The 26666-nt window shown below is 31.7% G+C and carries 28 protein-coding genes; 10 read left to right on the forward strand and 18 right to left on the reverse strand.

Annotation, left to right across the window (positions count from 1 at the left end):
- Nucleotides 1-206 precede the first annotated feature (206 nt).
- The 9 genes from MUN68_RS05755 to MUN68_RS05795 form a co-directional block, all read right to left on the reverse strand.
- A complete protein-coding gene (locus MUN68_RS05755; protein ID WP_249995711.1) occupies nt 207-953 on the reverse strand; it encodes a YebC/PmpR family DNA-binding transcriptional regulator in 747 nt (248 codons plus the stop codon).
- A 70-nt stretch (nt 954-1023) separates the two neighbouring features.
- Nucleotides 1024-2058: an LIC11966 family surface protein gene (locus MUN68_RS05760; RefSeq protein ID WP_249995712.1), complete on the reverse strand. Its 1035-nt coding sequence runs from the start codon at nt 2056-2058 to the stop codon at nt 1024-1026.
- A 1-nt stretch (nt 2059) separates the two neighbouring features.
- Entirely contained in the window at nt 2060-4117 is a 2058-nt protein-coding gene (locus MUN68_RS05765) for a S41 family peptidase (protein ID WP_249995713.1), read from the reverse strand.
- Between the two features lie 35 nt (nt 4118-4152).
- Nucleotides 4153-4443 carry a 4a-hydroxytetrahydrobiopterin dehydratase gene (locus MUN68_RS05770; RefSeq protein ID WP_249995714.1) on the reverse strand — a complete coding sequence of 97 codons (291 nt, stop codon included), beginning with the start codon at nt 4441-4443 and terminating at the stop codon, nt 4153-4155.
- A 116-nt stretch (nt 4444-4559) separates the two neighbouring features.
- Nucleotides 4560-5393 carry a sugar nucleotide-binding protein gene (locus MUN68_RS05775; protein ID WP_249995715.1) on the reverse strand — a complete coding sequence of 278 codons (834 nt, stop codon included), beginning with the start codon at nt 5391-5393 and terminating at the stop codon, nt 4560-4562.
- Between the two features lie 24 nt (nt 5394-5417).
- The gene (gene gcvT / locus MUN68_RS05780; RefSeq protein ID WP_249995716.1) at nt 5418-6488 is read right to left on the reverse strand and encodes a glycine cleavage system aminomethyltransferase GcvT; all 1071 of its coding nucleotides are present in this window, start codon (nt 6486-6488) and stop codon (nt 5418-5420) included.
- A gap of 142 nt (nt 6489-6630) precedes the next feature.
- Nucleotides 6631-7059 (reverse strand): DUF4268 domain-containing protein, encoded by a 429-nt coding sequence (locus MUN68_RS05785; RefSeq protein ID WP_249995717.1) that lies wholly within the window; start codon nt 7057-7059, stop codon nt 6631-6633.
- A 2-nt stretch (nt 7060-7061) separates the two neighbouring features.
- Nucleotides 7062-7736, reverse strand: a complete 675-nt coding sequence (locus MUN68_RS05790) for a ZIP family metal transporter (protein ID WP_249995718.1) — start codon at nt 7734-7736, stop codon at nt 7062-7064.
- 30 nt (nt 7737-7766) lie between these two features.
- On the reverse strand, nt 7767-8498 hold the full coding sequence (locus tag MUN68_RS05795) for a class I SAM-dependent methyltransferase (RefSeq protein WP_249995719.1): 732 nt from the start codon (nt 8496-8498) through the stop codon (nt 7767-7769).
- Between the two features lie 88 nt (nt 8499-8586).
- Between MUN68_RS05795 and MUN68_RS05800 the strand changes: the two genes are divergently transcribed.
- From MUN68_RS05800 to MUN68_RS05810, 3 genes are all read left to right on the forward strand, one after another.
- Nucleotides 8587-9744 carry a THUMP domain-containing class I SAM-dependent RNA methyltransferase gene (locus MUN68_RS05800; RefSeq protein WP_249995720.1) on the forward strand — a complete coding sequence of 386 codons (1158 nt, stop codon included), beginning with the start codon at nt 8587-8589 and terminating at the stop codon, nt 9742-9744.
- Nucleotides 9745-10363: 619 nt separating this feature from the next.
- The gene (locus MUN68_RS05805; protein WP_249995721.1) at nt 10364-11434 is read left to right on the forward strand and encodes a sulfatase-like hydrolase/transferase; all 1071 of its coding nucleotides are present in this window, start codon (nt 10364-10366) and stop codon (nt 11432-11434) included.
- The gene (locus MUN68_RS05810) at nt 11421-12170 is read left to right on the forward strand and encodes a PI-PLC domain-containing protein (protein WP_249995722.1); all 750 of its coding nucleotides are present in this window, start codon (nt 11421-11423) and stop codon (nt 12168-12170) included. The genes MUN68_RS05805 and MUN68_RS05810 overlap by 14 nt, the downstream gene beginning before the upstream one ends.
- On the opposite strand, the gene MUN68_RS05815 is transcribed toward MUN68_RS05810, so the two are convergent.
- The 4 genes from MUN68_RS05815 to rlmD form a co-directional block, all read right to left on the reverse strand.
- Nucleotides 12171-12695, reverse strand: coding sequence for a DinB family protein (locus MUN68_RS05815; protein WP_249995723.1), 525 nt, complete (start codon nt 12693-12695; stop codon nt 12171-12173).
- A gap of 84 nt (nt 12696-12779) precedes the next feature.
- Entirely contained in the window at nt 12780-13529 is a 750-nt protein-coding gene (locus tag MUN68_RS05820; protein WP_249995724.1) for a DUF6048 family protein, read from the reverse strand.
- The gene (locus tag MUN68_RS05825; RefSeq protein WP_249995725.1) at nt 13495-14049 is read right to left on the reverse strand and encodes a DUF6452 family protein; all 555 of its coding nucleotides are present in this window, start codon (nt 14047-14049) and stop codon (nt 13495-13497) included. The genes MUN68_RS05820 and MUN68_RS05825 overlap by 35 nt, the downstream gene beginning before the upstream one ends.
- Nucleotides 14050-14067: 18 nt before the next feature.
- Nucleotides 14068-15480 (reverse strand): 23S rRNA (uracil(1939)-C(5))-methyltransferase RlmD, encoded by a 1413-nt coding sequence (gene rlmD / locus MUN68_RS05830; protein WP_249995726.1) that lies wholly within the window; start codon nt 15478-15480, stop codon nt 14068-14070.
- Between the two features lie 107 nt (nt 15481-15587).
- Here rlmD and MUN68_RS05835 point away from each other — a divergent pair, with 107 nt between their 5' ends.
- The 4 genes from MUN68_RS05835 (at nt 15588) to rocD (ending at nt 18394) form a co-directional block, all read left to right on the forward strand.
- Complete coding sequence (locus MUN68_RS05835; protein ID WP_249995727.1) at nt 15588-16094, forward strand: hypothetical protein; 507 nt, start codon at nt 15588-15590, stop codon at nt 16092-16094.
- Nucleotides 16095-16646 carry an RNA polymerase sigma factor gene (locus MUN68_RS05840; RefSeq protein WP_249995728.1) on the forward strand — a complete coding sequence of 184 codons (552 nt, stop codon included), beginning with the start codon at nt 16095-16097 and terminating at the stop codon, nt 16644-16646. It begins immediately after the preceding gene.
- Nucleotides 16636-17022: a DUF6768 family protein gene (locus tag MUN68_RS05845; protein ID WP_249995729.1), complete on the forward strand. Its 387-nt coding sequence runs from the start codon at nt 16636-16638 to the stop codon at nt 17020-17022. The genes MUN68_RS05840 and MUN68_RS05845 overlap by 11 nt, the downstream gene beginning before the upstream one ends.
- A 127-nt stretch (nt 17023-17149) precedes the next feature.
- On the forward strand, nt 17150-18394 hold the full coding sequence (gene rocD, locus MUN68_RS05850; protein ID WP_249995730.1) for an ornithine--oxo-acid transaminase: 1245 nt from the start codon (nt 17150-17152) through the stop codon (nt 18392-18394).
- A 74-nt stretch (nt 18395-18468) separates the two neighbouring features.
- On the opposite strand, the gene MUN68_RS05855 is transcribed toward rocD, so the two are convergent.
- The 3 genes from MUN68_RS05855 to MUN68_RS05865 are packed head-to-tail and all read right to left on the reverse strand — an operon-like array spanning nt 18469 to nt 21036.
- Complete coding sequence (locus tag MUN68_RS05855; RefSeq protein ID WP_249995731.1) at nt 18469-18813, reverse strand: CCC motif membrane protein; 345 nt, start codon at nt 18811-18813, stop codon at nt 18469-18471.
- A 10-nt stretch (nt 18814-18823) separates the two neighbouring features.
- Entirely contained in the window at nt 18824-19111 is a 288-nt protein-coding gene (locus tag MUN68_RS05860; protein ID WP_249995732.1) for a DUF2752 domain-containing protein, read from the reverse strand.
- A 50-nt stretch (nt 19112-19161) separates the two neighbouring features.
- The gene (locus MUN68_RS05865) at nt 19162-21036 is read right to left on the reverse strand and encodes a T9SS type A sorting domain-containing protein (protein ID WP_249995733.1); all 1875 of its coding nucleotides are present in this window, start codon (nt 21034-21036) and stop codon (nt 19162-19164) included.
- 140 nt (nt 21037-21176) lie between these two features.
- On the opposite strand from MUN68_RS05865, the gene MUN68_RS05870 reads away from it, so the two are divergent.
- Nucleotides 21177-21389 carry a hypothetical protein gene (locus MUN68_RS05870; protein WP_249995734.1) on the forward strand — a complete coding sequence of 71 codons (213 nt, stop codon included), beginning with the start codon at nt 21177-21179 and terminating at the stop codon, nt 21387-21389.
- Nucleotides 21386-21937 carry a Smr/MutS family protein gene (locus MUN68_RS05875; protein ID WP_249995735.1) on the forward strand — a complete coding sequence of 184 codons (552 nt, stop codon included), beginning with the start codon at nt 21386-21388 and terminating at the stop codon, nt 21935-21937. The genes MUN68_RS05870 and MUN68_RS05875 overlap by 4 nt, the downstream gene beginning before the upstream one ends.
- Here MUN68_RS05875 and MUN68_RS05880 read toward each other — a convergent pair.
- Nucleotides 21934-22884 carry a hypothetical protein gene (locus tag MUN68_RS05880; RefSeq protein WP_249995736.1) on the reverse strand — a complete coding sequence of 317 codons (951 nt, stop codon included), beginning with the start codon at nt 22882-22884 and terminating at the stop codon, nt 21934-21936. The two genes, MUN68_RS05875 and MUN68_RS05880, sit on opposite strands and share 4 nt — an antisense overlap.
- Before the next feature lie 136 nt (nt 22885-23020).
- On the opposite strand from MUN68_RS05880, the gene MUN68_RS05885 reads away from it, so the two are divergent.
- Nucleotides 23021-24184 carry a cysteine desulfurase family protein gene (locus tag MUN68_RS05885; RefSeq protein WP_249995737.1) on the forward strand — a complete coding sequence of 388 codons (1164 nt, stop codon included), beginning with the start codon at nt 23021-23023 and terminating at the stop codon, nt 24182-24184.
- Here the strand turns inward: MUN68_RS05885 and MUN68_RS05890 are convergent.
- On the reverse strand, nt 24181-26658 hold the full coding sequence (locus MUN68_RS05890) for a TonB-dependent receptor (RefSeq protein WP_394357633.1): 2478 nt from the start codon (nt 26656-26658) through the stop codon (nt 24181-24183). The genes MUN68_RS05885 and MUN68_RS05890 overlap by 4 nt on opposite strands.
- Nucleotides 26659-26666: the final 8 nt, after the last annotated feature.

A 26666-nucleotide genomic window follows, 5' to 3' on the forward strand; every position in this document is an offset into this window, starting at 1 on the left:
TTAGATTGGAAACTTAGTATAAGTTTCTCTATCATAGGTAGGCAATCTTAATTGTATAGTTAAGCGGATAAATTAAGATTAAAATTTAGTTTAGTTAGGTATAAAATCCTGTCTGTTTTTGCAGACAGGATTTTATTTTTTATAAAGTTTTCGAATGTGCTCGAAATGACAATATACTAATAATGATACTTTATTAGTACTAACAACTAATCTGTAGATTCCTCCATCGTATGATACACGTTTTGCACATCATCATCTTCTTCCAATTTTTCTAGAAGTTTTTCAACGTCTTCTGCTTGTTCTGGAGTAATGGTTTTTGTCACTTGTGGAATACGTTCAAATCCTGAAGAAATAATTTCAATTGAATTCGTTTCAAGATACGATTGTATGTTTCCAAAACTTTCAAATGGCGCATAAATCATAACGCTCGTTTGCTCATTTCCTTCTTCATCTTCATCTGTGTCTTCAAAAATTTCTTCAACACCAAAATCGATAAGCTCTAATTCTAATTCTTCTAAATCTAATTCTTCGCCTTTAATTTTAAAATTACAGGTATGGTCAAACATAAAAACGACAGAACCTGAAGTTCCTAAGCTACCATCACATTTGTTAAAGTAAGAACGTACATTAGCTACAGTACGCGTATTATTATCTGTGGCAGTTTCAATAAGTACTGCAATTCCATGTTGTGCGTAACCTTCAAATAAAACTTCTTTATAATCACCTTGATCTTTCTCACTGGCTTTCTTAATAGCACGTTCAACATTATCTTTTGGCATGTTAACCGCTTTCGCATTCTGAATGACGGCTCTTAATCTAGAGTTTGAATCTGGATCAGGACCACCTTCTTTTACAGCCATTACAATGTCTTTACCTATGCGAGTAAAAGCCTTGCTCATTGCTGACCAACGTTTCATTTTTCTTGCTTTACGAAATTCAAAAGCTCTTCCCATTATCGTTCTATTTTAAAAGTTTTTTGTTGAATTCAAAATTATTGAAATTTAATTGAAATGCCAACAAACATTAGTCATTTGGAATGTGATTTGCTAAAAAATTTGCGTTGGTATTATTAATTTGGTTAATCGTGTTTTGGCGATCATTATTTAATTCTGTATTTACCTTATTATAATTCTTAACCGCTTTATTGATATCTTTTACTTTCTTATTATAGGCATCAATTTGTTCTTTGGTGCGTTCACGTTCAGGTGTTTGTTCTAAACTGTTTTTTATCTTCTCGAAGTCTTCATTTAGAATTAAAAAATCGGTCAATTGAGGAATTTTATTTTCAGTTTCATCAATAAAGAATTCAAATGCTTTTTTTGTAGCGTTAATTATAGAATCATCATTTTTATATTGAGACTGTTCTTTTAAGGCTATTAGGCCTTCTTTTGCTGCAGCATTTAATGCATTTGAATTTTGTTGAATAGCGCCTACATCATTAGACTCAACAGCTTCCCATAGATATACTTCATTAATATATACTTTGAAATAAACCAAATACATATCATTATAATGTTCAAAAACTTCATTTGAGATTTTCATTTTTCTCCCAAGATCATTTTCACTTTCAATAATTTGAATCTCATGTTTTTCAGCAAAGGCATAAAAGTTGGTTTCGTATTCTTGTTGCGATTCTTCCATTTTTTTATCAGCCAATTCTTGAGCAACGATATATGCTTCCATAGCATCGTAAGATTGATCTGCGACTTCTTTCATATCAACAATAGCAGCATAATCGTGATTTAAGAGACTTTTGTTTAGTTGCATGTGCTTTAACACTTGGTTCTTGTATTCATCACCATCAAAACCATCTGCCTTTTCAATTTTTGCGATTGCTTTGTCTATTGTTTTTAGCAAATTTTTGCGCTTGCCTTCAATACTTCTGTCGCTATTACTATGAGCAACTGCTTTAGTGTATTTCCACATATTTTTTGTAATAGCTTGTTGTTCTTCAGCTACAAAATCTAAATATTCTGAGGCATTGTCAAAACTTTGTGCAGTTACAAAAGTTGAAGTCAGAATGCAAAATAAGCTAAGAGTTAATGTGATGCGTTTCATGTTAATCGGTTATGTTTAAGTTTAAAAGGTCTAGCAATATATAATGTGCTTCAGATATATAGATGTCATTTTGAATCGTCTTTAAAAAGGCTTCGTTGACTTCTTTTTGTTCATTATTATAACTAAGAACCTCAATTGTTGAACTTGTATTACTTACTACTAAAGTAGATGTATTGTTGTTAATAGAATCACTAAATAATTCCCACTGCGAATGGTATGCATTCATGTTTTTATATACGTTTTGTAACGTGAGAGGATATTCCGTTTTTAATTCAAAATAATTGTCTATAATAAGCGTATTAAGAGATTTTACAGCGTCAAAGGCTAAATTACTCCCAACTCTAATTCGATTTTTTGTTTCTAAAGCTTTCAAAGGTAGTGCTTTAAGTTTAATATATTTTAGAGTAGGCTCAATAGAATCATTATCTAGTGCAAATGAAGAAAAGCGTTCTTCAGTTTTAAAATTGTCATATAAGTTGGGTAGTTGTATGTCTGGAATAACACCAACAGACTGATGGCTTTGTCCTGTAATGCGATAAAATTTTTCGACAGTAAGTTTTGAAAACCCTAATTGTGAATCTTCGTCTAATGGCAGAATGACTTGCGCAGAAGCTTTACCATGTGAAGTTGAACCTACAACAATTGCTCTATTATAATCCTGCATTGCTGCTGCAAAAAACTCTGAAGCTGATGCACTAAAATTATTAATAAGAATAACGATAGGTTTCATAAATAACGAACCTCTATTTGTATCTTTAATCGTAAATGTATCACCATTTCCATATTTTAAAATGGATAATGGACCTCTATTTATAAACATGCCAGACAAATCTGCTGCTTCTTTCATTGAGCCTCCACCATTAAATCTTAAATCTAGAATAAGCGCATCAATATTTTCCTTTTGGAGTTTGTAAAGTTCTTTGGCAACATCATTTGCGACACCTAATCCGTTTGGAGATTCAAAATCTGAATAAAAATTATTGATACTGATGTATCCTATATTCGCTTTATCTTTTAACAGGTAACCAGTTACTGTATTATCTTCAATTTTGGTTTTAGTTTTTGTGAGTTCGATGTCTTTAAGAGTTCCATTTTGTTTCTTAATTTTAAATGTGATGGTTGTATTATTTTCATCATTTATAAAAGCAACTATGTCATCATTTGAAACACAATAGGTTTCTAAAATGATATCGTTTGCTTGTAAAGATTTTATAATATCATTCGTTTCGAAATCACCATTAATAAATGCAGGACTTCCAGGAGTGATGTGTGCAATTACAATATTGCCTTTGTCATTTTTGTTTGTTATAATTCCGAAAGACAGCTGGTCGTTTGAAAGCGAATTAACATAGGTTGTTTTGTCAGTTGCATTGAAAAATGTAGAATTTGGATCATGAAAAGCCACATAAGCATTCAAAAAGGCTTCTTTTACAAATTGTGAAAGTCCGCCATTTTTGTTTTGCAATTCTTCAAGTTTGCATAATTCTTTTTGTATAATTTTAGGTTTAATCTCTTTCTCTTCCTTTTTAAAGTTTGCTGAAAGGTTTTCGATTATAGAATCTTGTTCAATAAGTTCAAATAAGATGTTATATCGAATACGTTTGCTCCAATAGTTAATTGTTTCTGTATTATCATCAAGATATGTATAAGCAGCATCTGGAGCAAAACGCAAGGTGTCTTTACCAGAATAATCAAATTTAGATTTAGAAAAACCATGTATGATTTGTTTTGCATTTTCAATGCGTTTGACAAGAATTTCACTGTATTCATCAATAAATGCACAATCGTTATTGGCAATATAATCATCTAATTGTAAACGATCTTTTTCAAATACATCAATATCTTTTTGAATAAAGAATCTTTTTTTGTCATCTAATTGCGCTAAAAACAGTTTGTAAACACCAACAGAAAGACTGTCGTCGATTGGTTTTGGTTTGAAATGTTCTTTTTTAACTAAAGCTTTTATCGCTTGTAATTGTTCACAAAATTCGGGTTGATCCTGAGATTGTACACTTAAAAAACAGCATAATAAAGAAAGTAAAGTGAGTTGTTTAAGCATAGAGGGATTTAGTAGGTTTAAAATTTGGTTTTAGATTAGTCTTGAACTTCAACAATAGCTTCAATGGCGTCTGCTAATTTAAAATCTTTATCTGTAACACCATTGACGCTATGTGTTGATAAAGATATTTTTAAAACGTTATACACATTGCTCCAGTTAGGATGATGGTTTTGCGCTTCACATTCAAAGGCAATTCTACTCATGGCACTAAAGCAATCTTTGAAATTATCAAATTCAAATTCGGCATGAATAGCATTTTTATGATATTCCCAATCTGGAAAACGCAATAGCTTTTTTTCAATAATGTCATCTGACAGTAAACTCATGGATTTATTTGTTTCTATTAAAAGTAAGAAATTTTATCGTAAAGTAAGAACTTATACCTTTTCATAATACAAAATGAGATAAACAGACAAAATAAACTTTAAAAGGTAGTTTTTAATTATTTATTAAGCTCTTGAAGTACTTCAAGACTCGTAACTTGAAGATGTTTAGGGAGTTTGTTGAATTTTGGAAGCACAGCTAAATAACGATCTTCATTGGTTGTATAAACGTGTTTATATTGCACACCATTTTTTGTTGTTATCTGATTAACAATATCTTTAATATATTCATCATGATGTACTAAATCTGTACTTCCTAAATGAAAAACGCCAGATTTATTTCGATTAATCATATAATGAATTTGTTGGGTAACCTTGGTATCGGTTGTTACATTCATGATAAGGTTTGGGAAAATTTCAATAGCAGTTTTATCTGCTAAATGCTGTTTCAGTTCTTTTAGTCTTGGTGATTGAACTCCTAAAACCATCGGAAGTCTTACAATTGCTGATTTTTTCTTTGGAAGGCGTAGCAGCATGTTTTCAATTTTTATTTTAAAATGCCCATAAATACTACCACTAAAGGTTTTGTCTAGCTCGTAACTTGGATACTTGCTGTAAGCATCAAATACATTAGCTGAAGATAGAAAAATGATTTTGCAATCATGTTCTAATACATATTCAGATATGTGTTGATGAGCAATAGTTTGCGCTTGAAAATCTCCTCGTAACGCAGAAATAATAATCGAAGGTTTAGTTGCTTCTAAAACTTCATAGACATCATCTTGTTCAACATTATATTGCAAAAAATGATTGTTGCTTGTAAAGATTTTATGTGGAACTCTATAGGTGCCAAAAGTTTTAAAATAGGAGCATAATTCCTTATAAATTGCATTACCTATAAAGCCACTTGCACCAAGAATTAATATGCGATGTTTGCTTTCGTTCCCTTTCATGAATCCTTACAACAATAGCTAAAACTATGCTTTATAAAATGGAAGTTTTACAACAGTAGCTGGAATTGTTTTTTTACGAATCTGAATGTTTATTTTACTATTCACATCTGCAAAAACTGCAGGTACATAACCTAATCCGATGCCTTTGTTTAAACTAGGTGACATGGTTCCGGAAGTTACGACTCCTATTGTTTTTCCGCTTGAATCAACAATATCATAACCATGACGAGGAATGCCTCTGTCGTCTAATTCAAAAGCAACTAATTTGCGTTCTGCGCCACGACGTTTTTCATCTTCTAAAGCTTCAGAATTTGTGAATGTTTTGGTGAACTTCGTAACCCAACCTAAACCAGCTTCTATAGGAGAGGTGGTATCATCAATATCATTTCCGTAAAGGCAATAACCCATTTCTAAACGCAACGTATCACGAGCAGCAAGACCAATGGGTTTTGCACCAGCTTCAACAACTTTATCCCAAACTTGTTTGACTTCAGTGTTTTTACAGTAGATCTCAAATCCGCCACTTCCAGTATAACCCGTTGCAGAAATAATCACATGATCTATACCTGCAAAATCACCAACCACAAAGTTGTAAAATTTTATTTCAGAAAGATCATGACTAGAAAGTGTTTGCATAGCTTCAACCGCTTTTGGGCCTTGAATCGCTAATAGCGAATAATTTTCACTTAGATCTTTCATCTCTGCGCCTACATCATTTTTAGATGAAATCCAGTTCCAATCTTTTTCAATATTACTAGCATTCACAACTAATAAATAGGTTTCTTCTTTGATTCTATAGATGATTAAATCGTCAACAATTCCACCAGTATCATTAGGTAAATAGCTGTATTGTGCTTTTCCAATAGTTAATTTTGATGCATCATTGCTACATGTTTTTTGAATTAAAGCAAGAGCATTTGGACCTTCGATTAAAAATTCTCCCATGTGAGACACATCAAAAACACCAACTCCAGTTCTTACGGCTTCATGTTCAATATTGACACCATCATACTGTACTGGCATATTATAACCAGCAAAAGGAACCATTTTTGCGCCTAATGCTTCGTGAGTTTCAGTTAAAGCTGTATTTTTCATGACATATAGATTTTAAAAGGCTAAATTTTACCTTTGAATTTTCATCACAAATGTATCAAAATTATCTGTGTTATTTTAATACGAATTCGAATGAAATTCTTAATGTTTGTTAATTTGAATAGCGAGTTTTGAAAGCACTAATTTAATCCTTTAAGAGGTCTTCAAAATCGGTAAAGAAATTCTCAAATTTAGCCATGTTTGTATTGAAAAACGCCATCACTTCTTGCCATGAGTTTTTATTATGAATGGATACTTTTTGTTCGAGAGGTACGTAGATTCTAGAGATTTCCTTTCCGTTGACTAAGTAATATTCTTCCTCAAAAATGGCTTCAGGTAAGTAATCGTCTAATAAAATGGATTTTAAAGACTGAAGTTTTTCCCAAGAATTGATTCGGTGTTCTAAATCATCTTCAAGATCTAATGCGACTAGTGCAGATTTTGTGTCAAAGTGAAATTTAAATGAAAAGCCTTTGATCTTTGTGTCATATAAAATCCACTTCCTTGGAAAGGATTTTCCGAAGCTGGTCCAAAATAACTCTCTTAATTGTCTTGATTCTTCTTTAGAGAACATAGTTAAATAAAATAAGCAATTCCAACACCTAAAATAATAGCAATGAGTTTAGATAAGTTGAATTTATGACCTTCACTAGATTCAAATAAAATAGTTGTAGAAATATGAAAAAAGATTCCAATTACAATAGCATTGATAGTATAAATATGGTCTATAGCCAATTCTGATGTGTTAGAAATTAAAGTTCCTAATGGTGTCATTACTGTAAATACTAATAAGAAAAATATAATATGTAATTTACTGTAATTGGATTGCAATAAAAACGCTGTTATTAAAGCTGCAATCGGAATTTTATGAATTAATACGCCATATACCATATCATTATGTTCATGAATAGGAAAACCTTCTAAGAAACTATGAATGCACAAACTAATAAATAATAACCACGGAAATACAGTTTCGTTTTTATGAATATGTACATGGCCATGTTCAGCACCTTTAGAGAAAAATTCCAAAATAATTTGAAGTAGAATGCCGCTCATAATATATAGGCCTGTAACTTTTGCCTCTAAGTGTTCATAAACTTCAGGTAATAAATCAAAAAGTGTTAATGCCAATAAAAAAGCACCACTAAAAGAAAGTAAAAGTTTCGTGTTTATGGTGTTTTGTTTTTTGTTGATTAGTGCCAAAATCACACCAATAACAACTGCAAGAATGGGTAATAAATATGTATTCATTTTTTAATACTACTCAAATAAAATTATGGACTATTTAAAAATCATTACTAAACGTTCAGATGTGTTTTTGTGAAATGCATTTAGCTTATAATCTCCAAAAACATCTAATAAATAAACTCCAGCTTTTTCAAACAAGATTTTAAAGTCATTTAAAGTCAACGCCCTTACATGTTCTTGAAATTCATAATCTTCACCATTTGCATTAAAGGTTATGGTTTTAATGATATAACCATCTTCAACATGTCGTTTTTGGTGGAAGTCAATGCCTTCAACAGTTTTTACATTTTCGGCAACTAAATTATCGATAACAAAATCAGTATTCATGAAGTCAATGACTCCAAAACCATAGTCGTTTAAATTAGCTTTTATTGCTTTTATTGTCTTAAGGTTGTCATCTTCATTTTCAAAATATCCAAAACTAGTAAAGAGATTAAAAACGGCATCAAATGTTTTACCGTAAGGTTTACACATATCATGCACATCAAAATGCAAGGTGTCATTTTCAAATTGTTTAGCGTAATCAATACTATTTTTAGATAAATCTACACCAGTTACATCATAACCTAAAGAATTTAGATACATGGAGTGACGGCCTTTTCCGCAGGCAAGATCCAGAATTTTACCATGCTCAGGAACGTTTAAATATTCCGTTAGGTTGTCCATAAACAATTGTGCTTCACTATGATCTCTATCCTTATAAAGAATATGATAAAATGGTGAGTCAAACCAAGATGCGTACCATTGTTGTGTGTCTTCTGCCATGTTTACTTCCCATTGTCATGGGAATCCTTTTAATTCTTCTATTAAGCCACAAAAATACTTTATTTTTGCTATCTATTAGTCGTATCGTATGGAGAATAATTATAAAATGGTAGCCAAAACATTGTTTGGTTTTGAAGATTTATTAGAACGTGAACTTATTCAATTGGGAGCGATTCATGTAAAAAAAGGGGTTCGTAATGTTAGTTTTGAAGGCGATAAAGGCTTTATGTACAAAGCAAATTTGGCATTGCGTACTGCCATAAAAATTCTAAAACCTATTCATACTTTTAAGGTACGAAATGAACAAGATCTTTACGATAATATCTACAAAATGTCTTGGGGAAATTATCTAAAGCCTACAGGTACTTTAGCGGTTGATGCCACTGTTAATTCTCAAGTATTTACACATTCATTATATATTGCTCAAAAAACAAAAGATGCTATTGTTGATAAATTTAGAGACACCGATGGACAACGACCAAATGTAGATTTGAAATTTCCTGACGTTAAAATTAATGTGCACATCGATAGAAATACCTGTAATATCTCTTTAGATTCATCTGGAGATTCATTACATAAAAGAGGTTATAAAACGGCTACTAATATTGCGCCAATAAATGAAGTTCTTGCAGCTGGTTTAGTGATGCTTTCAGGTTGGGATGGACAATCAGATTTTATGGATCCAATGTGTGGTAGTGGAACTATTTTAGCTGAAGCCGCTATGATTGCATGTAATATTCCACCAAACTTGATGCGTAAAGAGTTTGCTTTTGAACGTTGGGCAGATTGGGATGTTGATTTATTTGAAAAAATTGAAGAATCATTACTTAATAAAACTAGAGATTTTCATCATAAGATTATTGGTTATGATAAGTCACCAAGTGCTGTTTCAAAGGCTCAAGCAAATATTGAAAACGCAAAATTAGAAGATTTTGTTCATATACAACATGAAGATTTCTTTAAGACTCGAAAATCTGGAGACGACAAATTACACATGGTGTTTAATCCGCCTTATGGTGAACGATTAGATATTGATATGGAAAGCTTTTATCAAGATATTGGAGACACCTTAAAACAAGGCTATCCAGGAACTGATGCATGGTTTATTACATCAAATTTAGATGCTTTAAAACATGTAGGTTTACGTCCTTCACGAAAAATCCATTTGGTTAATGCAAAGCTAGAAGCACGTTTAGTAAAATATGTAATGTACGAAGGAAGTAAGAAAGGGAAGTATATGAACTAGTTGGCATTTGCCTTTTTTATCTTAGAGATAATAGTAACTTTGAGAATACTATAAATTAAATTTTGTGCTAAAAGGCTTTTTTCAAAAATCTTACAAGAAGTATTTACCTTTTTTATTGGTATTCTTTTACCCTTGGATATGCCTTAGTATTGTTGGGTTTTTTGAAATTCCTTTTTTTAAAAATTACCTTAAGGAGATTATTGGGTTTGGATTACTTTCAATTATTTTATTTAGCATTTTAATTCTTGCGAAAAATAGAATGAAATGGTTGCGACTGTTTTTTATGTTTTTGTTGTCTTTTTTAGTTTTCGTAAAACTTAGTTTTCATCATCATTACAGTGTTAAATTATCCTCTTCTGCTTGGTTTGTAATTTTAGAAACACATTCTTCAGAAGCCTTAAGTTTTTTAAATAATTATTTTGATGTTTATACCATCATTCTTTTAGTAATCGCTTTGTTACCATGTGTTGTTTTAGCGTTTTCTAAAGTGTTTAAGACCAAGTGTTATAAATTATTTGACTCGATAACTTCTTTTAAAACGAATGTTGCTTTATGTGTTTTGATACTAGTTTCGAGTATTGGAATTTGTATAAAATTCAATAAAGAAAACTTTTTGTTGATGAGTTTATCTTCATATAAAGAATACCAAATTGTGAAAAAACAGTTTGAAACGGAATTGGCTCAGAAAACAAGTGAACATTTAAAAGTTATATCTTCAATTGAAGAACCTCAAACCTATGTCGTTGTAATTGGTGAGTCTACATCATCTTGGCATATGCAATTGTATGGTTATGAAAGAGAAACTAATCCTAGACTTTCAGAAATTAAAGATGAGCTTTTTGTATTTGATAGTGTTATTGCACCTAATGTGCATACCGTTTTGGCTTTAGAAAAAATATTGACATTTTCAGATTATAAAACACCTAACAAAAATGACAATGCTTCAATAATTCAGCTTGCCAATCAAGCAGGTTTTACGACATATTGGATTTCTAGCCAACGACCAATCGGTATTCATGAAAGTGTTGCGGCAACAATTGCGAGAGCTTCAGATAAAAGAGTATATACGAATACTGAGGATTATAATTACCAGATTTTGGACAACAGTTTATTGCCAGAATTGGATGTAATTTTAAATGATGAACATAAAAAAAGAGTGATTTTTGTGCATCTTATAGGAACTCATATTCCATATGATAAGCGGTATACTAAATCATTTGATTATTTTAATGATGAAAATATAAATTCAAAATTCAAGAATGAAAAGGTCATTAAAATTGTAAACGCCTATGATAATGCAACACGATATAACGATCATATTGTGAGATCTATAATTGAAAAAGTAAAAGCAAAACAAACCATAAGTTATGTGACTTACTTATCTGATCATGGAGATGAAGTATATGACACTAAGGATTTTCTTGGTCATAATGAATATCATGCCACACGACCAATGTATGAAGTGCCATTTATAGTCTGGTTTTCTGATCTTTATAAAAATAAAATTGGAAACTATAACAATAGAGCAATTGTGCAAAGGCCTTATATATTAGAAGATTTTATTTATAGTTTCTCTGAAATAAGCCAAATTCAATTTAAAGGTTTCGATGAAAGGAAGAGTATTTTTAATCCTAACTTCACTAAAAAAACACGATGGATTAAGAAAAATATAGATTATGATAATAGGTGACAATAGAAAGAAACTCGTCAAAATTGTGCTTGGTGTTTTGCTGCTATTAGTGGTTTATAAACTAAATCCATACCGAATTCAATTTATAGGGCATTATGACAAAATATGGGCTCATCGTGTGAATAGTACAGAAAAACTAGAGTCTGCGGTAGACTATTTTAAAGGTGTTGAATTAGATTTAGTTTTTGATTCTGTTACAAATAAATTAGATGTTAATCATCCTCCTGTAAAGTCTATAGGATTAAACTTTCAAACCTATTTGTCTAAGATTATAATTACTGAAAAGCCTTATTTGTGGTTGGATATAAAAAACTTGAATCATGAAACAGCAGAAGATATTTATTCAAGACTCACTAATTTAGTTGAAAATTATAAGTATCCTAAAGAAAAAATTCTTGTCGAAACCAGATATCCTGAGGCATTGTTTAAATTCTCACAATATGGATTTATGACAAGTTATTACCTCGATTATAAAATTGAAAATTTGAAAGGTGATGCCGCAAAAAATGAGGCTAGTAAAATTAGTTCTATTTTAAAAAATCAACCTGAAATTGGGATATCTTCAAGTTATCATGGTTATGATTTTATGACAGAATTTTTTCCAAATAAAACAAAATATATTTGGGTTTTAACGCCAAGGTTTCATTCAGATTTTTTTAAAATAAGACGAATGCTTGATGATCAGACAGTAAGCGTCGTTTTAGTGAGGTACAATGCTTCAGAAGGCAATAGGTAATTAATAGTTTGCTTTAAGCGTTTTGGTATGATGTTCAATATGATGAGCTGTCCACATGATAATTTCCCGAATAGGCATTTTACCCATTAGTGGATGTGGAAGTATTAATGAATCTAAATTTTTGTCGGATATTTTTCTTGTTTTATACTGAAGTTTTTTGCTTTCGACCTGTAAACGATCCAACAAATATTGCTTTTCTGTTAAAGCTGGAATTTCCATGTTTTTTGATGGTCCATATGTTTTTCCTTTCACATCTTTTAAGCGTTCTTGATACCGATTAATAACGGTTTGGTAATCTCTAAGGCCTCTATTGGTTTTTCCAAATTTATATCGCAATACAAATTTAGGCATGCTCAATGCACTATTTAAGGGCTTGATACTTTGAAGCAGATGTAAGGCGTGTTGGCCTGTTGTCCATTTACCTTTAGGACCAGTTGTCCATTTGTCATCTTCTTGTTCTGAAATCCAACGGACTAATGCGTTGTTTTTTTCTTCTATCAGTTCTGCAATAGCGTCTTTATCCATAGAGCTTCCTTTTACTTATGGAAAAGATATAAAATATTTATGGATTTTGTATGATATGTGTTATTTGTAAATAAGAAAGAAATTCTATTCTTCCTTGTCGACCACCACTTTTTTATCCTTTTTGATTATAGGTATTAGGTAAGATAAATTATATCCAAAGCCGATACCAAAGCGTCCACTATCGTAAGTTCTATTAAAACCTGGTATGTATAAGTTTTCAAAATCATCAGGTACATCTTCATTGATTAAACTTTTAATTTGAACATTGAGACCTAAAAATAAATTGCTAAACAATTCTGCTTTAATTCCTATAATAATTTCTGCCCAAATAGCTGTTAGTCCATCAATTTCTCTTGCTTCTTCAGAAGACAATTGAGTAGGCCAATATTGATTGGTATTATATATTGTATAATTATCTAAGTTTTGAGTAAAAGAACTAGCTCCAGCACGAAAACCAAAATAAATCATATTTTGCATGTCAAGCCAATTTTGAAAAGAATTATAATCAATACCAGCTTTAAAATAACTACCATTTGCAGTCACACTTAAGAAATCTGTTGATATGGAGCGTTTTTCATTTCCTAATTCACCAGCTAAATATAGTTTTTTTGTCAATCTATAATCTCCAGAAATTTCAAAACCTGTATAGTCGTCATCGATAACAGTTCTAATTAATCTACCTAAATCGACACCTAGACGTAATCCATATTTTTGTTTATAAATTAGGGTGTCAGTAGTCGTTTCTCCATCAATTGATTCTTGAGCATTTAAAATACTACAGAAGAGAAAGAGGCAACTACTAATGGAAAAAATTAAAATGTGTCGTTGTTTCATCTTCAATTGATTGATTATCATTTAAGGCTTGTGCAAGAACAATCCATCTGTTCGTGTCATCTTCATCAAGTAATATATTAACTGCTTTAAAAATTGTTTTATAACCACAAGCACGAGAAACATAAACTGTTTCAGTAATATAATTTATTGTAATGATATCTACGTTACCGGTTTCAAAATCATCATCTTCATCATCAGGAGTTCCATTATCATTTATGGCGTAGTTTTTAATAAAACGAAATTGGGTTGAGTTTTCATTCGTTTTAAGTGGTAATTCTACTGCGCTTACACTAGTAGTGCCTCCTATATAATCAGAAAGCGGCTCATCATTATCGATACCTTGAATAAATAACTTAGGAACATTTTTAGTAGTCTCCTGATTAGAAATGTCAAAAAACTTCAATAACAATCGAGGTGTTGTTGGTACATCTTCTGGACAAATATCATCACGCTCACAAGTGCATACAGTAAGGAGTAATATAACTGCTAGACTAATTTTTTTTATGATGTTTAATTTCAAGATTATTTGATTTATGTATTAGTGTTTTTCCAAAAGTACAACATTTTCAACATGATGCGTTTGAGGAAACATATCTACAGCCTGTGTTTTCGTTATTTTATAAATATCTTTCATTAATGCTAAATCTCTTGCTTGAGTAGCGCTATTGCAACTTACATATACTACTTTCTCTGGAGCAATATTTAAAATCTGCTGTACAACATCTTTATGCATGCCATCACGAGGAGGATCTGTAATAATAACGTCTGGCTGACCATTTTTATTTATGAATTCTGTATTGAATACATTTTTCATATCGCCAACATAAAAGTCAACGTTATCAATGGCATTTAATTGTGCATTTTCTTTTGCAGCTTTAATGGCATCTGGAACAGCTTCAACACCAACAACAAATTTTGCTTGTTTTGCAACAAACTGAGCAATGGTTCCTGTACCTGTATATAAATCATAAACAAGTTCGTCACCTTTTAATCCTGCAAAATCACGAGTAATTTTATATAACTCGTAAGCCTGATCAGAATTGGTTTGATAAAATGATTTGGCATTTATTTTAAAACGTAAGCCTTCCATTTCTTCAAAAATATGATCGTTGCCTTTGTAGCAAATTACATCTTGGTCATAAATAGTGTCGTTAGCTTTACCATTAATGATGTATTGCAAAGACGTAATCTGCGGAAAAGTTTCAGCAATATAATCTAAAAGCAGAATGCGTTTTTTTTCATCGTCTTTAAAAAACTGAATGACAATCATCAAATCACCTGTAGATGATGTTCTAACCATCATTGTACGAAGAAGACCAGTTTGTTGTCTTGTATTAAAAAACGCTAATCCGTTTTCAATAGAAAAGTCACGAACAGCATTTCTAATCGCATTTGAAGGATCTGCTTGAAGCCAACATTTGTTGATGTCAAGGATTTTGTCCCACATTCCTGGAATGTGAAATCCTAAAGCATTTCTATCTCCTAAATCTTTATCAGAATCGACCTCTTCTTGAGTCAACCATCTAGAATCACTAAACGAGAATTCCATTTTGTTTCTATAAAAATAGTGTTCAGTTGATCCTAAAATAGGAGTGATTATAGGTAATTCTAAATGACCAATTCTAACAAGGTTGTTAGTCACTTCTTTTTGTTTGAACTCTAATTGAAACTTGTAATCCATGTGTTGCCATTTACAGCCACCACAAACACCAAAATGTTCGCATTTAGGTTCTGTACGTTTATCAGATAAGGTGTGGAATTTTATGGCTTTGCCTTCATAATACGATTTACGTTTCTTGAAGGTTTGTACATCTACAACATCTCCAGGTACAGCATTTGGTAGAAATACTACTCGTCCATCAGGAGCTTTAGCAACGGTTTTTCCTTTTGCTCCAGCATCAACCACTTCAATGTGCTCAAAAATTTGTCTTTTACTTTTACGTCTAGCCATAGAGCAAAAATAACAATAGCCATAAATAAAAATGTAAGTAAATAGGATTATCTTTAAAAAACTTCAAAATAAAATGAACCTTTTTATAAGTTCAGCGTCCTTAGAGTATGAGAGTTATTAACAGTCATAAACGAAAACTTAATCAGCCTATAAAAAAGGTGTCTGAGTTATTTAAAACCTTAGCTACTAAAAATGATAAGATTTGGCCTTCTAATAATTGGCCTGCGATGCGCTTTAAAGATGGTTTGAGCTTAGGAAGTCAAGGAGGTCATGGTCGAATTCGCTATACAATTATTGCTTTTGAAGCTGGAAAACACATTAAATTCAAATTTACAAAACCAGAAGGGTTTAATGGAACACATGAATTAAATATTATAACCATTTCTGATCATACTTCGGAAATTAATCACATCATAAAAATGAAAACAAATTTCAAAGCGACCTTTTTATGGGTGTTTATAATTCGTTGGTTGCATGATGCTTTAATTGAAGAGGCTTTTGATACTGTAGAGAATTACTTTTCCGAAGAAAAAAAAGTACCGAAATACAATTTTTGGGTCAACTATTTAAGAGGTTTTTACAAACGCAAGTCGTTTCAAGCAAAACAGGCATAGTTGAAAAAAGATAGTCATATAGATGCAAAACTCGTAACAGCATATCAAGCTGGAGATCAAAGTGCAATAGCAGAATTGGTGAAGCGTTGGCATCTGATATTTTGTACTAAGGCCTTTTGGATCGTTAAAGATGCTGATTTATCTAAGGATATAGCGCAAGACAGTTGGCAAACTATTATGGATAAACTCCATACGCTACAAAAACCTTCAAGTTTTAAAAGTTGGGCTTTACGAATTGTGTATTCTAAATCACTAGATGTTTTGAGAGAATTGAGTCGAAAACGCATTCAAGAAACCGAATTCAAAATGTTGCAAGTGTCTTTTGTTGAAGACGATAAAGAAAACACAGAACTCAAAGACATGCTTTTAAAAGCGATCAAGCATTTACCAAAACAGCAACAAATAGTTTTAAGATTATTTTACACTGAATCGTATTCATTAAAAGAAATCAGTACGCTTTTAAACATATCTATAGGAACTACAAAATCAAGATTGTTTCATGCTAGAGAGAAACTTAAATTAATACTTAAAAACAAAAATTATGAAAACTAATAAGGAAGATATCGATCAATTAATTAAAGACACATTAACACAAGAAGAAGCTAAATTCTATGACAAATTAGAAGAACAAGATGTTCTAGGAATGATAGGAGGTTTGTTCACTGGTAAGAACAGGTGGATTAATATTCTTATGAATATCATGACCATAATATTCTTTGGGTTATTTATCTATAGTGTAGTCAACTTCTTTGATACAACTGAAACGAAAGAACTTATAAAATGGGGAATTGGAAGTCTCGTATTTCTAATTGGTGTGAGTATGCTTAAGATATTTGCTTGGATGCAAATGGATAAAAATGCGATACTAAGAGAAATGAAGCGTTTAGAATTGCAAGTGTCATCATTATCTGGAAAAATTTCGGAATAAGATTTTAAAGTATTAATTTGCAACTCTTAGGGATGATTTCTTTCCCACGCTGAATTTTCGGACTCTTCGAAAGGATAAAGGTAGATAAGGAATGGATATTTTATTCATTTATTAAATTATTTTTAAAATGGCTGTTTTAGACCAATTAACTTCGCAACAAGCGATCGATTTAGAAAACAAGTATGGTGCACACAATTACCATCCATTACCAGTAGTACTGAGTAGAGGAGAAGGTGTGTATGTTTGGGATGTAGAAGGTAAGAAATATTACGATTTTCTATCTGCTTATTCTGCAGTAAACCAAGGGCATTGTCATCCGAAAATTGTCAATGCAATGACAGCTCAAGCGCAAACCTTGAGTTTGACCTCAAGAGCATTTTATAATGATGTGCTTGGAAAATATGAGAAATTTGCTTCAGAGTATTTCAACTTTGATAAGTTATTACCAATGAATACAGGTGCAGAAGCTGTTGAAACCGCTTTAAAAATTTGCCGTAAATGGGCTTATGAAGTAAAAGGAATTGATGAAAATAAAGCAGAAATCATCGTTTGTGAGAATAATTTCCACGGAAGAACAACAACAATCATTTCGTTTAGTAATGATCCTGTTGCTAGAAAAAACTTCGGACCATATACAGACGGATTTATAAAAATTGAATACGATAACCTTAAAGCTTTAGAAACTGCTTTAGAGAAAAATTCTAATGTAGCTGGATTTTTAGTAGAACCAATTCAAGGGGAAGCTGGTGTATATGTTCCAAGCGAAGGTTATTTAACTCAAGCTAGGGCTTTGTGTGAAAAACATAACGTATTGTTTATCGCTGACGAAGTGCAAACTGGAATAGCAAGAACAGGTAAGTTATTAGCTGTAGATCATGAAAATGTAAAGCCAGATATTTTAATTCTAGGTAAAGCATTATCAGGAGGCGCTTATCCTGTAAGTGCTGTATTAGCCAATGATCCAATTATGAATGTAATAAGGCCTGGTAATCATGGAAGTACATTTGGAGGTAATCCAATTGCAGCAGCAGTTGCTATTGCTGCTCTTGAAGTTGTAAAAGATGAAGATTTAGCTGAAAATGCTTTTCAATTGGGAGAATTATTCCGAAGTGAATTGAATAAGTTCATAGAAACAAGCTCTATTGTAAATCAAGTAAGAGGTAAAGGCTTATTAAATGCTATTTTAATTAATGATGATGAAGAGAGTGATACTGCTTGGAATATCTGTTTGGCATTGCGTGATAATGGTTTGCTAGCAAAACCTACACATGGAAATATTATCCGTTTTGCTCCACCATTAGTAATGAATAAAGAGCAATTACTAGATTGTGTTTCTATTATTACAAAGACTTTAAAAGAATTTGAAATTTAGAGCTTTATATATGCTATAAAAAAAACCTCAATATTATGTATTGAGGTTTTTTTTATTTAGAAGTTGATCAATTTTTATTGATCAAACATTTCTCTCATTCTTTCTTGCATTAATTCTTGGTCTTGCAAAGCCTCCCAACCAAACGTCATTACTGCCCATAATGTGAATAATAAGTATAAAACACTTAAAATTAATCCTATAATGGCTAAGATCTTTCCAGTCTTTACATTTTTAAAACCAGTATATAAATCAGGATTTTCAGCATAAATTTTAGTCGCTTTTTTTGCTAGTACTATTGTAACAATACCTAGTATTAATCCTACAATACCATAGCAACAACAGGTTACTATAGATAGAATACCTAGTACTAAAATTAATGTTGAATTTTGTAATTGTTCTTGAGTTTGATTGTTTTCCATGTGATATGTTTTAGTTGAAAAAGGTTTTGTATATAAAATTACCAAGTATTATTATGGCATTTAGCACTGCCAAAATAACAATAATTTTATAAGCATGTTTAAAATTTCTAAAGTTATTTAATATAATGAAGCCAATTAAAGCAATTAAACTATATATCGCAGGATACATGTAAAAGGCAGCAATTAAATCGCCTTGAAATATGAGTGCTACAGAACGTTGCATCCCACAACCCATACAGTCTAAGCCGAAGAGTTTCTTATTTAAACAAGGTAGCATGTACTCTTCTGGAGAAGACATAAGTTTTCAATTGGTATTCAAAAATAATAAAATTATGAAAACGAAAACGCTTACTTGTTTTTTATTATCAATTTTTTGGAAAGTGTTTCATTATTATTTAAACCAATAACAGTTACATAAACTCCATCACTAAAATTAGTTGTAGAAAAGTGATACATGTCTTTGTTATCTAAATCTATAGCATTGAGAACCTGTTTCCCTGAAACATCAAAAAGGGATACATTATTAATATGTAAACTATTTGGGTTCTTAATCGTTAATAGAGAATTGTTGTTATCTTGAAATATTATGAAATCTGAAATTGTAATTTCTTCATTACTTAGTGTGTTTTCATTATTAAAAGTAACTTCAAAACGACTGTCATATATGCCTTCCGCTAAAGAAATATTAAAACTTCCATTTTTGATATCTGTATATGTGTTTGCTACATTATCATAGATATAGACTTGTATTGAATCATCAACATCTGTAAGTTCGTTTATTGTAATACTAAATGTAGAGGCTTGTGTAGAAGCCTTAAATACTATTGGAATTCTTGCATCTTGCTCATATGCCAAAGATTTAATAACTAGTTTATGGTCTTCGATTAAAAAATATACATCATCACTTAATTGAGAAATGTTTTTACCATCACAAAATTTATTATAGCTTAAATCTGTATTGTCCCTAAAGGCAATTACACTTTCTTTATAATATAAATCATTAACCTTTGTGTGAATTCTTATTTCAGGAACTATAGTTGGATGGTTTATTATATCCATATAATCTAATCCGTTATGAGACATCGCAATAACTTCTTCTCCTTGAGAATTTTGTCTAGCAAAGATAGAACCAGTACCAGATACGGTTGAATCTTCAGGTAAATACACTCTCATAGAATTATTAAGTGTGATAACGCCTCCTGCAGCAACACCAGCATTATCAACACTGGTTACAACAAAACCTTGACCTATAGAAGCAAAGCGTCTAGCAAAGTTAGGTTGGTAATTTGGACTTAAACCAGAAGTAGCACCATTATCTCCTCCATCACCATCATAGCTTCCAAAAGTCACTCTTGTGTATGTGCCATGATCGTTTAAATCTCCTAAAGGTCCTGGAGCATAAACGGCATATCCACCTTCATAAGTTTGTAAAAAATGAGAGCCTGTGTTTTTTTGTTCCCAAAAATAAATATTGCCATCTAATCTAGCTGCGTTATTTGGAACATTTGCAAATATCAATTTGAGGTCTAATGCAGAAGGGTAAGGATTACCTGTTAAAGTATTTACTTGTTCATCTAATCCTGAATTAGAATCTGCATCAGTTCCATTAAATAAACAATTAAAAGTAATATCACCATTATTAGGACGACCTCTAAAGTCTAATGTATTGTTTGTATTCGGACTTCCTTTTGTTGTAAATCCATAACCAGGATTTACATTTCCAGAATTAAAAATTTGATTCCAACCGTTATAGCCACCAGCAGATTCTAAAGACCACATCCAGTAATTTGAAAGTTCAGTTACAGTGCCATTATACGCTGAGGTAAAACTATATGCTGTAGAAATTACATTTGCCAAATCAGTATCATCATCTGGGTCATGTATGTTTGTTCCGTTAAAAGCAACATTTGAACCAGTAGCTCCATCTACGCCTACACCAACAGGACTACACCAATAATTATATTCATAGATGCCTTTTGTTTGTTTTTGATAAACAGAAAGTTCACCAGCGTCTGAATTTTTTATGTTTGTATTTTGTAATAATTGAGCGTCTCCTCGCAAATAAAAGTTAGAAGTAGGTGTTTCAAGTCGGATATCATCATTTACAAAAACAACGACATCTTTTGCGTAAATAAAGCTATCGTTATCGACATAGAGATCTACTTGTGCAAAAGTAAAATTCGAAATAAAAACTGTGATTATGATGGAGTAGAAGTTTTTCATTATGAATTAAATTGGTTTGTAATGACTTAGATTTTAAAGTAATGCATAAATGTACCAATTTTTTTTATAATAACTATCTGACTTTTAGTGATAATAGTGTAATTTCGATAAATTGTAGTTTATAACGCTAAAAAATCAAAATGTCAAGAGTAATAAGTTATATTTTAATATTAACTGGCGCAATTATAGCCATTTACGCTCAAGCTGGAGAGCAACAAAATCAATACGTCTTAATTGGAGGAATCATGGTTTTAATGTTGGGTATTTATAGAGTTTCTAGAAATATTCCCAGTAAAAAAGATCAAGAAACTAATCAACAAGATGAAAACATTCAAAATAAAACTAAGTCATGAGTTTTCAAATTGGAGATGAGGTTACAGTATTAGATGATGATATCTCAGGTAAAGTTGTTACTGTAATACATGATAATGTTGGTGTTGAAACATCGGATGGTTTTGTTTTAGAATTTAGATCTAATGAACTGATCAAAAAGAAATCTTTTTCAAGTGATGTCTTTTCAAATGCTAGTATGCAAGATATTATCAAACAAAAAGAACAGCATTCTAATAAGAAATCCATAAAAACGAAGCCAAAGGAGCGTAATTTACCTACTATGGAAGTCGATTTGCATATCCATAAGTTGACCGATTCAAATAGACGAATGACAAATTACGACATGCTCACATTGCAGTTAGATACTGCAAAACGACAATTAGAATTTGCGATGCGAAAACGCATTCAGAAAATGGTATTTATCCATGGTGTAGGAGAAGGTGTGCTTAAAATGGAGCTAGAAACGCTTTTCAGACGCTATGAGAATATTAAGCACTATGATGCTGACTTACAAAAATATGGTAATGGTGCAACTGAAGTCTATATCTTTCAGAATACAAATTCTTAATTAAATACCGGACTTCCAGGTCTACTATCAACAGTAACATTAGTATCATTTAAGGTTCCAAAATTAAATGTCTGTTGTGTAATTGAAGGTAAATTGATATTGTAAATAGTAACTGTTATTGTGTACAACATTCTAATTTCATGTGATCTAAAAGCTGTTGCAGGAACTGTTGTGGCAATTTGGTCATTTAAATAATCACTAAGTAATGGGAAGTTTTCGTCAGTTTTGTCATCCATAGGGTCGTTATTGATAATAAAGTTTTCTTCATCACGTGTTAAAACACCATCGCCATCATCATCTGTATCAAGATAATCTGGTATCATATCTGGATTCATTGTGCTATTTGCATCTGTATTCTTAGGGTTTGTTGTAGGGTCGTTATCACCATCAAGGTTTTCTGTGTCAATTTCATCGATAGTTAACACATTGTCACCATCATCATCTTCATCTAGATAATCTGGAATTTCGTCACCATCTGTATCTGTTGGATTTGTTGCAGGATCATTATCGCCATCTAAGTTTTCATCTTCAAGATATGAAGGGATACCATCATTATCATCTTCTACTAAAACAGTTTTAATATTAACTTCGCCACCAATACTAACTTCATCACTCTCAATTTGAAGATTAGAAGGAGGTATGTCATTGCAGAAGAAATTGTTATTTGGCGTTCTTCCGTAAGACCTATAGTTAAAAACGTTAGTACCACCTAAAGGCAGAGTGGTTTCGTATTCAAAGTTGTCATCAACATCTAAAATTTCTTCTAAAGTTAAGTCTTCAAATAGGATGGATAAAGTTTCAGAAGTGTTCTCATTGATTTTATAAAACACTAATTCACCACACTGCTCGAATTCATCATCAAAATCTAAGGATACTAATATGATATCTCCATCGTCGCATGTAGTAAATAAAAAACCAAAACAAAATATATATAGAAATTTTCGCATGCTGTAATTCATTAAGAAACAAAAATAGAGATTTGTAAATTTATAACGATACGATTAACAAATAATTTTGATTGGTGATTATCAGTTTTATTTACAGGAAGATTATTGCATCTTTGCACTATTGTTTTACTAAAATATGGATACAGTTTATTTAGATAATGCGGCTACGACTCAAATGCGCGATGAGGTGATTTTTCGCATGACTGAAATTATGAAAATTAGTTTCGGAAACCCTTCATCTACACATAGTTACGGAAGGCAGTCTAAGTCTATAATCGAAACTTGTAGAAAATCTATAGCATCACATTTTAAGGTATCTGCTTCTGAAATTGTGTTCACTTCTGGTGGTACTGAAGCTGATAATTTAATATTAAGAAGTGCAGTAAGAGATCTTGGTGTTCAAGAAATTATTACATCCAAAATAGAGCATCATGCCATTTTGCATACTGTAGAAGTTCTTGAAAAAGAATTTGGAATTAATGTAAAGTATGTCAATATAAAACCTGATGGTCATATTGATTATGCTCATTTTGAGCAATTATTAAATTCTAAGTCTAAACAATTATTAAATTCTAAGTCTAAACAATTAGTGAGTTTAATGCACATTAATAATGAGATTGGAAATAAATTAGATATAACAAAGGTCGCTGATTTATGTAAACGTAATAAGGCTCTATTTCATAGTGATACTGTGCAGTCTGTTGGACATTATCAAATTGATTTAGAAAACATTCCAGTAGATTTTATTGCTGCAAGTGCGCATAAATTTCATGGACCAAAAGGTGTTGGTTTCGCTTTTATTAGAAAGAATTCTGGGATAAAAGGTTCCATTTTTGGTGGCGAACAGGAGCGAGGTTATCGTGCTGGAACTGAAGCTATTCATAACATTGTCGGTTTAGATGAAGCTTTAAAATTGTCTTATAAAAACCTAGAAACAGAGCGTAGTTCTATTTTAGATATTAAAACCTATTTTATTAAAAAACTCCAAGACGTTTTTCCTGAAGTGGCATTTAACGGAAGCTGTACCGATTTAGAGAATAGCACATACACACTTATTAATGTTTGTCTGCCAATTGCTGCTGAAAAAGCATCATTACTTCAGTTTCAGTTAGATTTAAAAGGGATTGCTTGTTCTAAAGGAAGTGCCTGTCAAAGCGGAAGTTCACAAAACTCTCATGTATTAAGTCAGATTTTAAACGACGAACATTTAATGCGACCTTCAGTTCGTTTTTCTTTTAGTATATTTAATACCAGAGCTGATGTTGATTATGTTATTGAAGTTTTGAAAGAATTTGTTTAGAACCTAGTACTCAAACGCACATTAAAAACACGAGGTGTTAAGAAGTTAGGAACTGCAAACTGACGTTTACTATAAACATCACGAACCCAAGTATTTGTAATTGAATTTTGAGCATTGAAAATATTGAAAATTTCAAAACCAATAGAGAGTTCTTTAAAACGTTGTTTCCATTTTGTTGTATACTCTTTATTTGAATCTACCAATAGGTAAGAAATACCTACATCTGCACGTTTATAGGCTGGTAAACGATTTTGAAACTGATATGGATTTGCATAACTAGGTGATCCTCCAGGAACTCCAGTATTGTAGACAAGATTCAAATACATTTTTAAATCTGGAAGTGCTTTCATATAATCTTGAAATAAAGCTCCAAATTTTAAGCGTTGATCGGTTGGTCTTGCTATATAGCCTTTATCATCAATGTTTTCTTCTGTTTTAAGATATCCGAAACTAAACCAACTTTCAGTGCCAGGAATAAATTCACCGTTTAGACGCATGTCAAGTCCATATGAATATGCAGTAGCATTATTGGTAGCACTATAACGTATTCTAACATTCTCTAAGGTATACGGATTTACATCAGTTAAATTCTTATAATACGCTTCAGTTACTAATTTAAAAGGGCGTTCCCACATTTCGAAACTGTATTCATTACCCAAAACAATATGAATAGATTTTTGTGCTTTTACATCTGGTTGTACAGTTCCTGAAGCATCTCTTAATTCTCTGTAGAAAGGAGGTTGGTAATACATTCCACCTGCAAGTCTAAATAGCATATCTTTTTCCCAATCTGGTTTGATTGCAAATTGTGCTCTCGGACTAAAAACGGTTTGTGTAGAGCTTGTTACGCCATCTTGATTTGGAACTTTACTATTAACTGTCCAATTATGAATTCTAACACCAGCATTATAAAACACTTCATGTGCTCCAAGCATTGAGCGTTTGCTCCATTGTGCATAAGCTTGTAATCGGTCAATTTGTACTTCGTTTGTTGCTCTTACATTCTGAAACGCTACTAATGGACCTTCAAAAGGCTCATAAGGTTGGTTATTTGGTATGTCGTAAATAGGAGGTCGAACCGAAAAACCAGCACTGTCAATAACTTCCCATTCAACTAAACGATCTCTAATGTCTTCGTGTGTATACTTTACAGACCATTCAAGAGTGCTCTCTTCATCTAATTTGTAATCCCCTTTGTGCTCCACATTAAAGATTAATGCATCTAAATCATTTCGAGCATGTGTGAGTTGAGAACCTATGCCTTCGCTAAACTCAACTTCACCTAAATTTTCATCTCCAATATTGCTATTGACTTCACCTAATCGATATTGCGCTAAAATATCAAAGTATTCTTCTTCAGTAGTGTGATATGCAGAAGCAATCAATTTTAGCGTTAAATCTTCAGTTGGAAAATAATTGGCTTTAAAAGCTCCGAAAGTTGTTAGATATTGATCTTTTTCTTGTCCTTCATAAAATACTAACAAAGCAATTGGTTGGTCTAAAGTACCAAAGTTTGTTTGTCTATTCTGAGGTTTGAAATTGTATTTATTAAGCGATATGTTTCCGAGGAAATTTAAATGAAATTTATCTGAAAATTTATAAGTTAAATACGTTTGTGCATCAGCAAAAACAGGAATAACATTAGATTCTGTTTCTAAAGAATTTATCAATAAACTATTGTCTCTATAACGCAAACCTATAATTCCAGAAAACTTAGAATCTTTGCTTACAGCTTCTGCAGCAATACTTCCGCCTAAAAGGCTCGCTTCTGCACGTATACCAAATTTTAGTGGTGTACGATATGTAATATCTAAAACAGAAGATAGTTTGTCTCCATATTTCGCTTGAAAACCACCAGCTGAAAAATCAACATTTTGTACCAAATCTGTATTTACAAAGCTCAATCCTTCTTGCTGCCCTGAACGGATTAAAAATGGACGATAGACTTCAATTTCATTAACATAAACTAGATTTTCATCAAAGTTACCTCCACGAACTGAATACTGCGTACTTAATTCATTTGAGATATTGACACCTGGTAAGGTTTTTAAGATGTTTTCAACACCAGGTTGTGCGCCTTTAATCGTTCTTAATACAGCAGGAGCAATAGAAACAACACCTTCAACAGAGTGCTTTGTGTTGTGATTTATGACAACAGTTGTAATCTGTTCAATCTCGATTTTCATAACAGGATTGAATTCTATTTCCTCTCCATTTTTTAAGTTAAAAGTCGCTTCAACTCTTTTGTGAGATAAATGTGTAAAAATTATTGTAACGTCAGTGTTCGCAGGAATTTTAAGCTCATAAAATCCGTTTTCATTGGTCGTGGTTCCTGAGCTTCCAGCTTTTATGTTTACATCATAAATGGGTTGTTGCATATCATCAAGTACAACACCTTTAACCGTTGCGTTTTGTGAAATACCTAAAAGCGGTAAACTTAATAAGAGTAATAGGAGTAGACTGTTTATTTTCAAAAGGCTTC

Origin of the sequence: Psychroserpens ponticola (genome assembly GCF_023556315.2) — a bacterium.
Lineage (GTDB): Bacteria > Bacteroidota > Bacteroidia > Flavobacteriales > Flavobacteriaceae > Psychroserpens > Psychroserpens ponticola.